This window comes from Streptomyces subrutilus (assembly GCF_001746425.1).
GTDB classification, from domain to species: Bacteria; Actinomycetota; Actinomycetes; order Streptomycetales; family Streptomycetaceae; genus Streptomyces; species Streptomyces subrutilus_A.
In genome coordinates, this window is sequence record NZ_MEHK01000001.1 from 4108832 (window position 1) to 4122912 (window position 14081).

At 71.7% G+C, this 14081-nt stretch carries 14 protein-coding genes; 8 read left to right on the plus strand and 6 right to left on the minus strand.

The annotated features are described in order from the left end of the window. Window positions 1-351 precede the first annotated feature (351 nt). Complete coding sequence (locus tag BGK67_RS38950; RefSeq protein WP_167344738.1) at window positions 352-501, minus strand: hypothetical protein; 150 nt, start codon at window positions 499-501, stop codon at window positions 352-354. 116 nt (window positions 502-617) lie between these two features. Next, window positions 618-1295 carry a phosphate signaling complex protein PhoU gene (gene phoU, locus BGK67_RS19515; protein WP_069921286.1) on the minus strand — a complete coding sequence of 226 codons (678 nt, stop codon included), beginning with the start codon at window positions 1293-1295 and terminating at the stop codon, window positions 618-620. 214 nt (window positions 1296-1509) lie between these two features. Here phoU and BGK67_RS19520 point away from each other — a divergent pair, with 214 nt between their 5' ends. Together BGK67_RS19520 and BGK67_RS19525 are read left to right on the plus strand one after the other, a co-directional pair. Then, window positions 1510-2748: a two-component system sensor histidine kinase PhoR gene (locus tag BGK67_RS19520; RefSeq protein ID WP_069921287.1), complete on the plus strand. Its 1239-nt coding sequence runs from the start codon at window positions 1510-1512 to the stop codon at window positions 2746-2748. Continuing rightward, on the plus strand, window positions 2745-3425 hold the full coding sequence (locus tag BGK67_RS19525; protein WP_030387286.1) for a two-component system response regulator PhoP: 681 nt from the start codon (window positions 2745-2747) through the stop codon (window positions 3423-3425). Before BGK67_RS19520 ends, BGK67_RS19525 begins: the two co-directional genes overlap by 4 nt. Window positions 3426-3614: 189 nt before the next feature. On the opposite strand, the gene BGK67_RS19530 is transcribed toward BGK67_RS19525, so the two are convergent. Beyond that, window positions 3615-4292, minus strand: a complete 678-nt coding sequence (locus BGK67_RS19530; RefSeq protein WP_069921288.1) for a copper chaperone PCu(A)C — start codon at window positions 4290-4292, stop codon at window positions 3615-3617. Window positions 4293-4942: 650 nt separating this feature from the next. Here BGK67_RS19530 and BGK67_RS19535 point away from each other — a divergent pair. The 6 genes from BGK67_RS19535 (at window position 4943) to BGK67_RS19560 (ending at window position 11260) form a co-directional block, all read left to right on the plus strand. Further along, window positions 4943-5425 carry a CarD family transcriptional regulator gene (locus BGK67_RS19535; protein WP_003953493.1) on the plus strand — a complete coding sequence of 161 codons (483 nt, stop codon included), beginning with the start codon at window positions 4943-4945 and terminating at the stop codon, window positions 5423-5425. Between the two features lie 290 nt (window positions 5426-5715). After that, entirely contained in the window at window positions 5716-6462 is a 747-nt protein-coding gene (ispD, locus tag BGK67_RS19540) for a 2-C-methyl-D-erythritol 4-phosphate cytidylyltransferase (RefSeq protein WP_069921289.1), read from the plus strand. Beyond that, the gene (ispF, locus tag BGK67_RS19545) at window positions 6452-7009 is read left to right on the plus strand and encodes a 2-C-methyl-D-erythritol 2,4-cyclodiphosphate synthase (RefSeq protein ID WP_244291267.1); all 558 of its coding nucleotides are present in this window, start codon (window positions 6452-6454) and stop codon (window positions 7007-7009) included. Before ispD ends, ispF begins: the two co-directional genes overlap by 11 nt. Before the next feature lie 94 nt (window positions 7010-7103). Continuing rightward, window positions 7104-8504 (plus strand): cysteine--tRNA ligase, encoded by a 1401-nt coding sequence (cysS, locus tag BGK67_RS19550; protein ID WP_069921290.1) that lies wholly within the window; start codon window positions 7104-7106, stop codon window positions 8502-8504. A 94-nt stretch (window positions 8505-8598) separates the two neighbouring features. After that, a complete protein-coding gene (gene rlmB, locus BGK67_RS19555) occupies window positions 8599-9570 on the plus strand; it encodes a 23S rRNA (guanosine(2251)-2'-O)-methyltransferase RlmB (protein ID WP_069921291.1) in 972 nt (323 codons plus the stop codon). A 172-nt stretch (window positions 9571-9742) separates the two neighbouring features. Continuing rightward, window positions 9743-11260, plus strand: coding sequence for a DoxX family protein (locus tag BGK67_RS19560; protein ID WP_069921292.1), 1518 nt, complete (start codon window positions 9743-9745; stop codon window positions 11258-11260). Window positions 11261-11414: 154 nt separating this feature from the next. Here BGK67_RS19560 and BGK67_RS19565 read toward each other — a convergent pair whose 3' ends face one another. The 3 genes from BGK67_RS19565 to BGK67_RS19575 all read right to left on the minus strand — a co-directional run bounded on the left by BGK67_RS19565 (window position 11415) and on the right by BGK67_RS19575 (window position 13916). Further along, complete coding sequence (locus BGK67_RS19565; protein ID WP_069921293.1) at window positions 11415-12173, minus strand: nucleotidyltransferase family protein; 759 nt, start codon at window positions 12171-12173, stop codon at window positions 11415-11417. 28 nt (window positions 12174-12201) lie between these two features. Beyond that, window positions 12202-12618, minus strand: a complete 417-nt coding sequence (locus BGK67_RS19570; protein ID WP_069921294.1) for a hypothetical protein — start codon at window positions 12616-12618, stop codon at window positions 12202-12204. Window positions 12619-12827: 209 nt separating this feature from the next. After that, window positions 12828-13916, minus strand: coding sequence for an ABC transporter ATP-binding protein (locus tag BGK67_RS19575; protein WP_069921295.1), 1089 nt, complete (start codon window positions 13914-13916; stop codon window positions 12828-12830). Window positions 13917-14081 lie beyond the last annotated feature (165 nt).

Sequence of the window (14081 nt, forward strand, 5' to 3'; positions counted from 1 at the left end):
GCCGGGCCCCGGATCCTGGGCCCTCTCTGGGCCCTCCGAGGGTGACCCAGGACGACGAACAACGACCACCGATGACCACTCGCCCGCAGGCCAGAGAGGGTGTGCAGCCCCCTGACCAGGGGCGGAAAACGGGCCCGCCAGACCCAGGGCAAGAAGTAACGCCCGCGCACGAAGCGGCCCCCTGCCCGCGGTTTCCCCGCGGGCAGGGGGCTTTTCGCCGTCCGGGGGACGGGGCTGCTCGATACCGGCACGTCACGCCTCGCGGCGGATGACGCGGTTTCGGCCGGGAGTGCGAGGGCCCCGTCGCGCCCGGTCGGCGTGGACGGGGCCCTCGGGGTTCGGGCGGCGGGATCAGCCGCCGCACTGGCACGGCGCGCCGGACTGGCATCCGCAGCCGCAGCCCGAGCCGCAGCCGCACGCTGCGAGCAGCGGGAGGCGCAGCGGCTCCGGCCGGGGCGGCTGCTCCTGTTCCGGTGTGATGGGGACGGGGGAATCGGGCATGGTTCCTCCTCGCACAGGCGGCGTACGGGCCGCCGTACGACGGACCGCCTCGCCTCATTCATGCCCAGCCGCACCGGCGCGTCAACGGCGCATGGGGGCTCGCGCCCCGGCCGTGCTCAGACGCCGTCGACCTGCGTCGGCGGCTGGAGCTCGTCCGCGTGCTCGCCCGTCACCAGGTACACCACGCGCTTGGCCACCGAGACCGCGTGGTCCGCGAAGCGCTCGTAGTAGCGGCCCAGCAGGGTCACGTCCACGGCCGTCTCGATGCCGTGCTTCCAGCGGTCGTCCATCAGGTGCTGGAACAGCGTGCGGTGCAGCTGGTCCATCTCGTCGTCGTCCTGCTCCAGCTGGAGCGCCAGGTCGACGTCCTTGGTGATGATGACCTCGGCCGCCTTCGCCATCAGGCGCTGCGCCAGCTGCCCCATCTCCAGGATGGTGGCGTGCAGGTCCCGCGGCACGGCGGTGTCCGGGAAGCGCAGCCGGGCGAGCTTCGCCACGTGCTGGGCCAGGTCGCCGCTGCGCTCCAGGTCCGCGCTCATCCGCAGCGAGGTCACGACGATGCGCAGGTCGGTGGCGACCGGCTGCTGCCGGGCCAGCAGGGCGATCGCGCGGGCCTCCAGGTCGTGCTGGAGGTCGTCGACCTTCTGGTCGGCGGCGATGACACTCTCGGCGAGCTTCAGGTCGGCGTCGAGCATGGACGTCGTGGCCCGCCCGATCGCGGAACCGACCAGCCGGGCCATCTCGACCAGGCCCTCTCCGATCGAGTCCAGTTCCTCGTGGTACGCGTCACGCATGTCTGGTGTCCCTCTCTTGACCTACAGCACTACTGCCCGGGGGCCGGCCGGGGCGGCCGCTGGCCCCACGTTGACACGGTGAGCCGTAAACGCGTCCGACTCCGGCATCACAAATGAATCAACCCCGTCGCCAGGGTGAACTCTGGGCGACGAGTGTTCGAGGGGGCACCCGAACGGCTGTGGAAGTGTCGTCGTGCCTGCTTAACCTGGATGCATGGACGTGAACGCGGCGGTCGCCGCAGCTGCAGCGATCGCCGGTCTTTGCACCGGTGTGATCGCGATGCTGGCGTTCCGCTGGAGCGAGCGCGACCAAGCCCGCCCCACCCGGAGCTCCATGCGCCCCGACATCAACGCGGTACTCCCGCCCGGCGTGGACACCGTCCTCTCCGTGCTCCGCTCCTCCGCCGTCGTTCTCGACGAGGGGGACGCGGTGGTCAAGGCCAGCTCGGCGGCGTACGCCCTCGGACTGGTCCGCGGCGGCAAGCTCGCCGTCGAGCCCATGCTCCACATGGCCCGCGACACCCGCCGTGACGGCGAGATACGCCAGGTCGAGCTGGACCTGCCCCGGCGCGGCACCGGCCGCGGCGAGGCCCTCGCCGTCTCGGCGCGCGTCGCCCCGCTCGGCTCCCGCCTGGTGCTCCTCCTGGTCGAGGACCTGACCGAGGCCCGCCGCATCGAGGCCGTGCGCCGCGACTTCGTCGCCAACGTGTCCCACGAGCTGAAGACCCCGGTCGGAGCGATCTCCCTGCTCTCCGAGGCCGTCATGGACGCCGCGGACGACCCCGAGGCGGTCAGCCGCTTCGCCGGCCGGATGCAGATCGAGGCCACCCGCCTGATCAACCTCGTACAGGAGCTCATCGACCTCTCCCGGGTGCAGAACGACGACCCGCTGGAGGACGCCGAGCCCGTCCGCGTGGACACCCTGGTGGCGGAGGCGATCGACCGCTGCCGGCACACCGCCTCCTCCAAGCAGATCACCATGGCCGCGGGCGGCACCGCCGACCTGCGCGTCTGGGGCCACCGCGGACAGCTCGCGGCGGCCCTCGGAAACCTGGTCGAGAACGCCGTCAACTACAGCCCGGCCCGCACCCGCGTCGGCATAGCCGGACGCAGGGTCGCGGCTCCGGGAGGAGACTTGATCGAGATCGCCGTGACCGATCAGGGCATCGGCATCCCGGAAAAGGACCGCGAGCGCATCTTCGAGCGCTTCTACCGCGTGGACCCGGCCCGCTCCCGCGCCACGGGAGGCACCGGCCTCGGCCTCGCGATCGTGAAGCACGTGGCCGCCTCGCACGGCGGGGAGGTGTCGGTGTGGAGCTCGGAGGGCCAGGGCTCCACGTTCACGCTGCGACTCCCCGAAGCGGCCGCGCCGGCCCCGGCGACGACCCCCGCACCCGCGTCACCCCTGACTGAACCAGCAACAGCCATTCCTGCCCCGGAGGTCCTTCCGTGACCCGAGTGCTCGTCGTCGAGGATGAGGAATCATTCAGCGACGCCCTGTCCTACATGCTCCGCAAGGAGGGCTTCGAGGTCGCCATCGCCGCGACCGGGCCCGACGGGCTGGACGAGTTCGAGCGCAACGGCGCCGACCTCGTCCTCCTGGACCTGATGCTCCCCGGCCTGCCCGGTACCGAGGTCTGCCGGCAGCTGCGCGGCCGCTCCAACGTCCCCGTGATCATGGTGACCGCCAAGGACAGCGAGATCGACAAGGTCGTCGGGCTGGAAATAGGAGCCGATGACTACGTCACGAAGCCCTTCTCCTCGCGGGAGCTGGTCGCCCGCATCCGCGCGGTGCTGCGCCGCCGCGGCGAGCCGGAGGAGGTCACCCCGGCGGCCCTGGAGGCGGGCCCCGTACGGATGGACGTCGACCGCCACGTGGTCACCGTCGCGGGCGGAAAGGTCGACCTCCCGCTGAAGGAGTTCGACCTGCTGGAGATGCTGCTGCGCAACGCGGGCCGCGTACTGACCCGCATGCAGCTGATCGACCGGGTCTGGGGCGCCGACTACGTCGGCGACACCAAGACCCTGGACGTCCACGTCAAGCGCCTGCGCGCCAAGATCGAGCCGGACCCGGGCGCGCCGCGCTACCTGGTCACGGTGCGCGGCCTGGGCTACAAGTTCGAGCCGTAAGCCGACGGCGCGCGCACGCGGGATGGGGTTCGAGCCGGACCCGGGCGCGCCGCGCCACCCGGTCACGGTGCGCGGCCTCGGCTGCAAGTTCGAGCCGTAAGCCGGAGCGGCCACGTCGCAGGGATGAGGGAAGGGCCCCGGTCGCGTCTGCGACCGGGGCCCTTCCCTTGCGTGCGGTGCGCTACGGGCTCAGTGGCCGGCGCTGTGCGAGGCGGAACCCGACGGGGCGCCCGACGGCGTGCCCGAGGCGGCGCCGGACGGGGCGCCCGAGGCGGCGCCGGACGGGCTGCCCGAAGGCGCGCCGGACGGGGTGCCCGAGGGGCTGCCCGACGGGACGGGGCCCGCGGCCGGGGGCGCCGTCGGGCCGTAGCCCGCGTACATGCCGGTGGCCGGGACCACGAAGGCCTGCAGCTCGACGTCGCCGGTGCTGCTCAGCTGGAAGACGACCTTCTGGACGTCGCCGTCCTTGGCCGCCTCGGCGCCGTTCTCGATCATGGCGGAGGCGTTGCCCTTGCCGCCCAGGACCACCGAGCCGCCGGCCGGCACGACGATCTTGCCGGTGCCCGTGGCCGCCTTCAGTACGACCTTGCCCTTGCCACCCGGGAGGGTGATGCCGTCAAGCGTCTGCTCCTTGGTGCCCGAGTTGAAGACCGTCGCGGAAACGGCGGCCGGGCCCTTCTTGTCCTTCGCGCCCTGGCTGATCACCAGTGCGTTCTGGACCATGATCTCGCCCTTGGTGACGGCGGCGTTGTCCGGCTTGATGCGGAGGGTCTCCGCGTCGTTGCCCGCTGCGCATGCGGCCAGCGAGGCGATCGAGAACACGACGGCGGTGGCGGCGAGGGCGCCGCGTCGAAGGCTGCGGCTCACGGCGGCGGCAACTCCTTGGACGTACGGAACGGGAGGGTGGGCTCCCTTGGGAACGGCCGAGGTGAAGCCGCTCTAAGGGTGTGTCAGCGGGCCTTAGGTTACCGAGCCGCCGCCCCGCCCCCGCACCCGACCCTCCGCAGCATGGCGGCCACCCTGCCGGGGTCCGCGCCACCCTCCCGCGATCTCGCTTTCCGCCTCACGATCACCGCGCCGCTCACGAGGCGATCGCGCCGTGATCGCGAGACGAACGCGCGGCGATCATCCGGCGCCCCGCATATCGCGTGGCGGACCCTCGGGTGATCAATTTCGGGATTCCGCCGAACGCCGCCGCGTGATCAATTCAGGATTGGGCCGGAACCGTTCCGCGCGCCGCGCCGCCAGTCGAACGGAGTAGTTCGGTTTCCCGACTCCGAAACCGGCAAAATGGGACGTACCTCACACTGATGGGGGAGCCGGGCGGGTGTAGCGTGGCCCTTTCGCCCGGTCCGCACAGCCCCCCCGACCTGCGAATACCCCCTTCCGCAAGCCCTCCGCAGCACGTTCCTGTCGCTGTTGTCAAGCCCTGAGATGTGCTCTGACCTGCGAAAACGCCATTCATAACAGTCAGTTCTCGTGTTACCCTGGATAGCCACGGAAGGGGTACCTGTCACATGACGTTCAAGGTTGGCGACACCGTGGTCTATCCCCATCACGGGGCCGCGCTGATCGAGGCCATTGAGACTCGTCAGATCAAAGGCGTGGACAAGACCTACTTGGTGCTCAAGGTCGCCCAGGGCGACCTGACGGTTCGTGTGCCTGCGGACAATGCGGAGTTCGTCGGCGTTCGCGACGTAGTCGGCCAGGACGGGCTGGACCGGGTCTTCGAGGTGCTCCGCGCACCGTATGCAGAAGAGCCGACGAACTGGTCCCGGCGCTACAAGGCAAATCTGGAGAAGCTCGCTTCTGGCGATGTCATCAAGGTCGCCGAAGTCGTGCGTGACCTGTGGCGTCGTGAGCGTGAGCGCGGGCTTTCCGCGGGTGAGAAGCGCATGCTCGCCAAGGCGCGCCAGATTCTGGTGAGCGAACTCGCGCTCGCCGAGAACACGAACGAGGACAAGGCCGAGGCCCTCCTCGACGAGGTGCTCGCGTCCTGACGTGAGACCCCGTACAGCAAACAGTGTTCAGCAGAACAATGTGTACACAGTTGTGCCGCGGTGCCCGCTGACTAGGCCCCTCCTCCACGAGGGGCCTGTTGCCGGGCGCTGCGGCATGTCTGCACCCATACCTTTTTTGACTACTTTTTTGACCCGTCTCACTGGCGTGCCGGGCCCGGGCAGCGTGCTCGACCGGTCGTCACGGAAGGGGCGAGGGCGTCGCACCCGGCACCCTTCAGGCCATACCCATGTCGGCCGAAGTCACAAACCTGGCTCGGAGCTACCTACTGATGTCTGACGAAACGCGCCCCCACCGCACCGCCGCGGTGATCCCGGCCGCCGGCCGCGGGGTACGCCTCGGCCCCGGCGCCCCCAAGGCCCTGCGCGCCCTCGGCGGGATCCCGATGCTCGTCCACGCCGTCCGGGCCATGGCACGCTCTCGCGCGGTCTCCCTCGTGGTCGTCGTCGCCCCGCCCGACGGAGCCGACGGCGTACGGCTCCTCCTTGACGAGCACGCCCTGCCCGACCGCACCGAGATCGTGGTCGTGCCCGGCGGGGAGACCCGCCAGGAGTCCGTGCGCGCCGGCCTCGGCGCGCTGCCGCAGGACGTCACCTCCGTACTCATCCACGACGCGGCCCGCCCGCTCGTCCCCGTCGACACGGTGGACTCCGTCGTCGAAGCCGTACGCGACGGGGCTCCCGCCGTGGTGCCCGCCCTGCCCCTGGCCGACACCGTCAAGGAGGTCGAGCCCGGCAAGCCCGGCGAGCCCGAGCCCGTCGTCGCCACCCCCGAGCGGGCCCGGCTGCGCGCCGTGCAGACCCCGCAGGGCTTCGACCGCGCCACCCTCGTCCGCGCGCACGAGGAGATCGCCGTGGCCGGCGAGGGAGCCACCGACGACGCGGGCATGGTCGAGCGCCTCGGCGTCACCGTCGTCGTGGTTCCCGGCCACGAAGAGGCCTTCAAGGTCACCCGCCCCCTCGACCTGGTCCTCGCCGAGGCCGTACTCGCCCGCAGGAGGGCCACCGATGCGTACTAGCCCCGCAGGTCCGGCGGACCACGGCGCGGGCCCCGCCGCCGCAGCCCCCGCCGCGCCCCCGGCCCCGCTCATCCCGCTCGTCGGGATCGGAACCGACGTGCACGCCTTCGAGACCGGCCGCGAGCTGTGGTGCGCCGGGCTGCTGTGGGAGGGCGAGGACGGCCTCGCCGGGCACTCCGACGGCGACGTCGCCGCGCACGCCGCCTGCGACGCCCTGTTCTCCGCCGCCGGCGTCGGCGACCTCGGCGCGCACTTCGGCACCTCCCGTCCCGAGTGGTCCGGAGCCGCCGGCGTCACCCTCCTGGCGGAGGCCGCCCGCATCGTCCGCGCCGAGGGATTCGAGATCGGCAACATCGCCGTCCAGGTGATCGGCGTACGCCCGAAGATCGGCAAGCGGCGCGAAGAGGCACAGAAGGCGCTCGCCGCCGCGGCGGGCGCCCCCGTCTCGGTGTCCGGGACCACCACCGACGGCCTGGGCCTCACCGGTCGCGCCGAAGGCCTCGCCGCCATCGCGACAGCCCTCGTGTACCGGACGAACCGCGCGTAGTGCGACGTACGGAGGCACTTCTTCCGCAACAAAGAGGCCCCCGCGTCCCCAAAGGGTCGCGGGGCACTGCTACAGGCGCACTACCCTGGATGCCGTGACTATTCGCCTGTACGACACCAGCGCCCGGCAGATCCGTGACTTCACCCCGCTCGCCGCGGGCTGTGTCTCGATCTACCTCTGTGGCGCCACGGTGCAGGCTGCCCCGCACATCGGGCACATCCGGTCGGGCCTCAACTTCGACATGATGCGCCGCTGGTTCGAGTACCGGGGCTACGAGGTCACCTTCATCCGCAACGTCACGGACATCGACGACAAGATCATCGCGAAGTCCGCCGAGCAGCGCCGCCCCTGGTGGTCGATCGGCTACGAGAACGAGCGTGCCTTCAACGACGGCTACGCCGCCCTCGGCTGCCTCCCGCCCACCTACGAGCCCCGCGCCACCGGCCACGTCACCGAGATGGTCGAGATGATGCGCGGCCTCATCGAGCGCGGCCACGCCTACGAGTCCGAGGGCAACGTCTACTTCGACGTGAAGTCCCACCCCGGCTACCTCTCGCTGTCCCGCCAGGAGCTCGACAACATCCGCCAGCCGGAGTCCACCGGCGAGACCGGCAAGCGCGACCCCCGCGACTTCGCCATGTGGAAGTCCGTCAAGCCCGGCGAGCCCTCCTGGGAGACCCCGTGGGGCCGCGGCCGCCCCGGCTGGCACCTGGAGTGCTCCGCCATGGCGCACAAGTACCTGGGCGAGGCCTTCGACATCCACGGCGGCGGCCTGGACCTGATCTTCCCGCACCACGAGAACGAGATCGCCCAGGCCAAGGCCTTCGGCGACGAGTTCGCGAACTACTGGGTCCACAACGCCTGGGTGACCATGTCGGGCGAGAAGATGTCCAAGTCCCTCGGGAACTCGGTCCTCGTCTCCGAGATGGTCAAGCAGTGGCGCCCGATCGTCCTGCGCTACTACCTCGGCACCCCGCACTACCGGTCGATGATCGAGTACAGCGAGGAGGCGCTGCGCGAGGCCGAGTCCGCCTTCGCGCGGATCGAGGGCTTCTACCAGCGCGTCATCGAGAAGGCCGGAAAGCCCGTAGAGCCCGCCGCCGAGGTCCCGCCGGCGTTCGCCGAGGCCATGGACGACGACCTCGGCGTCCCGCAGGCGCTCGCGATCGTCCACACCACCGTCCGCCAGGGCAACAGCGCGCTGGCCGCCGACGACAAGGACGCGGCCATCGCGCGCCTGTCGGAGGTGCGCGCCATGCTGGGCGTCCTCGGCCTGGACCCGCTCGACCCGCACTGGGCCGGCGAGACCGACCGCGGCGAGGACCTCCACGGCGCCGTCGACACCCTCGTACGCCTCGTCCTGGAGCAGCGCGAGTCCGCCCGGGCCCGCAAGGACTGGGCGACCGCCGACGCCATCCGCGACCAGCTCCAGCAGTCCGGCCTGGTGATCGAGGACAGTCCGACGGGCCCGCGCTGGACGCTCGGTCCCCGCTGAGCCCGGGCAGCTGAGCTTGGTGTGCCGCCCGGCGCTCCGGGCGGCACACTCTTCATACGTACATACCGCAGCATCAACGAAACAGGTAGAAGTCATGGCCGGGAACAGCCAGCGCAGGAACCGCCGCACGTCCAACAAGAAGGGCGCGACGGTCGGCAGCGGTGGCCAGCGGCGCAAGGGTCTGGAAGGCAGGGGCCCCACGCCCAAGGCCGAGGACCGCAAGAAGCACAAGGCGAACCGCATCAGCAACGCCATGGCCCGCCAGGCCGCCAAGCGCCGCCCGGCGCCCCGTCGCGGCGGCGCCAAGGGCACCAGCGAGATGGTCGTCGGCCGCAACCCGGTCTTCGAGGCGCTGCGTGACGGCGTACCCGCCACGACCCTGTACGTCCAGCAGTTCATCGACAACGACGAGCGCGTCCGCGAGGCCCTCCAGCTCGCGTCCGAGCGCGGCAACATCAACCTGATGGAAGCGCCGCGCCCCGAGCTCGACCGCATGACCAACGGGCTCAACCACCAGGGCCTGGTCCTCCAGGTCCCGCCGTACGAGTACGCGCACCCCGAGGACCTGACCGCGGCCGCGTACGACAACGGCGAGGACCCCCTGATCGTCGCCCTCGACGGAGTGACCGACCCGCGCAACCTCGGCGCGATCGTCCGCTCCGTCTCCGCCTTCGGCGGCCACGGCGTGGTCATCCCCGAGCGCCGCGCCGCCGGCATGACCGCCGGCGCCTGGAAGACCTCGGCCGGCACCGCCGCCCGCACCCCGGTCTCCCGCGTCACCAACCTGACCCGCGCCCTGCAGGAGTACAAGAAGGCCGGCATCGCGATCGTCGGCCTCGCCGCCGAGGGCGAGCACACGGTCAACGACCTGGAGGCGCTGGCCGGCCCCGTCGTCATCGTCGTCGGCTCCGAGGGCAAGGGCCTCGGCCGCCTCGTGGGAGAGAACTGCGACTACCTCGTGCGCATCCCGATGCCGGGCGGTGCCGAGTCCCTCAACGCCGGTGTCGCGGCCGGCGTGGTGCTCTACGAGGCGGCCCGCCGCCGCGCGGACCGCGGCCGCACCTGATCCGGGCGGCGGTCGGCCCCGTCCGGCCGATCCGCTTGATCCACTTGGCTCACGGAAAGTGACACGTGTGGCTGTCACCCCGCCCGATTCGGGCGGGGTGGCTTGATCTTGACGGGCCTCGGACAGATCCCTCCTGTCAAGGCAGTGTCCTAAACACTGATCACTCGGTTAGATGAGTGTGGACACCAGAACGTCAGGGTTCGACGACCAGCCCGCGCTGAGCATGGTCAAGGTGCCGTGCGATCCCGCACAGGTCATCGTCAACCACGCCAGCTTCCGCGTGCGGCTCGCACCGAGCCCGAGCGCGCGTTCCAAGCCCGCGAACGCCCCCGGCCGCGCCCCCGTCCTCGGCGGTGCCGTGGTCGCCGCGGCCGGAGCCACCCGCCGCAGAGCCCCCGTCGTCTGGAGCGGCAAGGCCGCCCCCGGCGACGGAGCGGCCATGGGCGGGCTCCTCCAGGCCGTACGCGAAGCCGGCCGCGGCAACGACGGGTACGACGGCGGCGCCACCCAGGTCATCCCGCGCCTCGACCTGGCCCACGACCTCGCCGACGACACCCTCACCACCCCCACCGTCATCGGCCAGCGCACCTACGGCGCCCCCGACGAGACCCGCCCCCCGGCCGCCGTGCGGGACCTGCCGCGCGGGCTCGCCCACGGCGGCGGAGCCCCCGACCCCGGCACCGAATCCCGGCGCGGCGGCGACTCCCGCGGACAGGCCTCCTACTACCCGGGCCGCCGCATGAACCTCGGCGTCGTCCTGCTCCCGCTGCGCGTCTTCCTCGGCTTCATCTCCATCTACGCCGGCATGGGCAAGCTGTGCGACCCCGTCTACTTCGACGGCGGCGAGCGCGGCTCCATGGTCACCTGGCTGCACACCCTCCACCCCTGGGCCCTCGCCGAGCCCCTGCGCGACTTCGCCCTCGCGCACCCCGTCGGCGCCGGCCTGAGCGTGGCCTTCCTCCAGGTCATCGTCGGCGTCCTGACCGTCTTCGGGCTCTGGCAGCGGTTCGCCGCCTGCTTCGGGGCGCTGCTCTCCGCCGCTCTGCTGATGACCGTCAGCTGGAAGACCGTCCCCGCCTATGACGCGCCGGACATCATCTACCTCGCCGCCTGGAGCCCGCTGATCATCGCCGGCGCCCCCGTCTACTCCCTGGACGGACGCCTCGCCGGCGAGGCCTGGCGCACCCTCGGACCGCGCTCCGAGATCTGGCGGCTGCGTCGGCGCGTCCTGCGCCGCGGAGCCCTCATGGCCGGCGTCATCTGCGGGCTCACCCTGCTCGTCGGCTCGCTCCTCGGCGGGGCCGTCCGCTCCACCACCGTCGTCACCGTCCCCGGGCCCGGCCAGGCCCCCAGCAACTACCTGCCCGGCCGTCCGCTCCCGCAGGAGCCGGCCCGCCGGCCGCAGCAGCAGTCCCCGCAGCAGCCCGCCAAGTCCGCACAGCCCTCGGCCAGTGCCTCCGAACCCGCCGCGAAGTCCGGCAAGGGCGCCTCCGGCGGCCCCGCCCGCGAGACCGCCGGTACGGGCTCCCAGTCGCCCAGCGCCACCAAGGGCGCCACCGGCCGGCAGACCCCCCGCAGCACCCCCCGCCAGTCCGCCCCGCAGAAGCCGCCGGCCTCGTCCGGGAGCACCACCGGCGGCAGCAGCACCCCGACCAGGCAGCCCGGTCTGGTCGGAGGCCTTCTCGGCTGAACCCGGCCGTCCGGAACCGACCGGCACCGACAGCACCGGGGCCCGGCGCGCACTGCGTGCCGGGCCCCTCCGCGCGTCCCGGGCGCGCGGAGCATCGTGAAGACGGGGGAGGAAGGCCGGGCCGGACGAAGAGCGGGCAGGCGTGCGAAAAGGCTCAGGAGGCCGTCTGCGACGCCAACTCCCGTGCCGCCTCGGTCAGGTCCTTCGCCGTGTCGATCGCCCGCCAGTAGGCCCCCTGGGGCAGCGGAAAGCCCGCCAGCCGCCGCTCCCGCGCCAGCCGCGGGAAGGTCGTCCGCTCGTGGTCGCCCAAGTCGGGCAGCAGCGCCGCGAATTCGGGCCCGAAGACGTACACGCCCGCGTTGACCGGATACGGCGACGGCGGGGCCTCGATGAAGTCCAGCACCTGCCCGAACTCGTTCGTCTCCACCACCCCCCACGGAATCCGCGGACGGGCCAGCGCCAGCGTCGCCACCGCACCGCGCTCCGCGTGGAAGGCGGCCATCTCGCGCAGCGAGAACCGGGTCCAGACGTCACCGTTCGTCGCGTACCAGGACCGTTCGGGGTGCGGCAGGTGGCGCGCCGCGTACTTCAAGCCCCCGCCGCGCCCCAGCGGCTCCTCCTCCACCACCGTCGTCACCCGCAGGGGCAACTCCGCCTGCCCCAGCCATTCCTGGAGCACGCCCGCCAGGTGCCCGCAGGAGACCACGGCGTCCGTGACCCCCTCCGACGCCAGCCAGGCCAGCTGGTGCCCGATGATCGGCACCCCCGTGCCCGGGATCTCCACCATCGGCTTGGGGCGGTCGTCCGTATACGGACGCAGCCGCGAACCCTGGCCGCCCGCCAGGACGACTGCCTGGGCGGGGGCGGCGGGGAACGCGGCTGCGGGAGGGACGGATCGGGGAGTGTCGGTCATGCGGGCCAGACTAGGGACGGGGTGCGCCTCAGCCCATGGAGGCGACGCCGGACGCGTACGAGGTGTCGCAGACGGGACGGGCGAAGGACTGCGCCTTCGTCGGGCCGTAGGCGTCGACCGCGGCCCGGCCCAGCGCCCGGGCGATGCCCACGCAGTGCGCCGCGAGCGAGGGCCGCTTGTCCACCTCCTGCTGGAGGTGGGTGAGCACGTCACCCGGCTCCTTGCCCTGCTGGATCTCGCCGACGAGCGTGTCGCGCAGCACTTCGTGCGGCGCGGGGCGCGGCTTGGCGGGCACGGAGACGTCCTCGGCGGACGCGGTCAGGATCTGGGACGAAGAGGTGTCCGCCCAGGGGACCATGGTGACCGCGAGGGTCCCGGACAGGACCAGGACGACGGGCAGGACCAGGGCGAGGGAACGGCCGATACGGCGGGCAGTGTGGGTCACGAGGGCGAGAGTAGCGCTCGGTGAAGATTTGGCGACATTTAGTCACCCTGTCGGGGGATGGTTCGACGTGGCTTTTCGAATTATGGGTTGACGGGTGGGGCTGAATGGCCCGGTCTGGCGGGGTTCATGCCCCGCCGGCGGCGAGTGTGCGGGTACGGGAGAGGGGCGCCCCCGACGGGGACGCCCCTCCAACACCCTGCGGCGGCCCGCTAGTCGGAGAGCCGCGCACCGGAGGACGTCGAGAACACGTGGATCTCGCCGACCCGCGGCACCACGTGCAGGCTCGAGCCCTTCTCGGGCACCTGGCGGCCGTTGACGCGGACCACGAGGTCCTGCGCGCCGGCGGCCTTGTCGGTGGAGCCGTAGACGTAGCCGTCGGCGCCGAGTTCCTCGACCACGTTCACCGTGATCGTCAGGCCGCCGCTCTCGGCGATGTCGAAGTGCTCGGGGCGCACGCCCACCGTGACGGTGCGGTCGCCCGCGTCGGCGGCGGCCGACAGCGCCTCGCGCGACACCGGCACCACGCTGTCGCCGAACTTCACGCCGCCGTCGGCGATCGGGACCTCGACCAGGTTCATGGCCGGGGATCCGATGAAGCCCGCGACGAACAGGTTCGCCGGGCGGTCGTACATGTTGCGCGGGGTGTCGACCTGCTGGAGCAGGCCGTCCTTCAGCACGGCCACCCGGTCGCCCATGGTCATGGCCTCGACCTGGTCGTGGGTGACGTAGACGGTGGTGATGCCGAGGTCGCGCTGGAGCGCCGCGATCTGGGTGCGGGTCGACACGCGGAGCTTGGCGTCGAGGTTCGACAGCGGCTCGTCCATGAGGAAGACCTGCGGCTTGCGCACGATGGCCCGGCCCATGGCGACGCGCTGGCGCTGGCCGCCGGAGAGCGCCTTGGGCTTGCGGTCGAGGTACTGGGTCAGGTCCAGCATCTTCGCGGCGTCCTCCACCTTGCGGCGGATGGTGGCCTTGTCCTCGCCGGCGATCTTGAGCGCGAAGCCCATGTTGTCGGCGACGGACATGTGCGGGTAGAGCGCGTAGTTCTGGAACACCATCGCGATGTCCCGGTCCTTGGGCGGCAGGTGCGTGACGTCGCGGTCACCGATGCGGATGGCGCCGCCGTTGACGTCCTCCAGGCCGGCGAGCATGCGCAGCGAGGTGGACTTGCCGCAGCCGGAGGGGCCGACGAGGACGAGGAACTCGCCGTCCTCGATCTCCAGCTCCAGCTGGTCGACGGCGGGCTTGTCGCCGCCGGGGTACAGACGGGTCGCCTTGTCGAAAGTGACAGAAGCCATGGGTGGTGAATCCCTTCTACCGGCAGGAACGTGCCGGACGATCCGAGTGGAAGGTCTAGTCCAGTCACCTGAACTCCGCTCGACGCTACCCGCCCGCCCGCCTCCTGTCAGCACCGGGAAGGCATCGATTCACCACGTGATGGCTTCGGTATCGGCCTGCTGTGT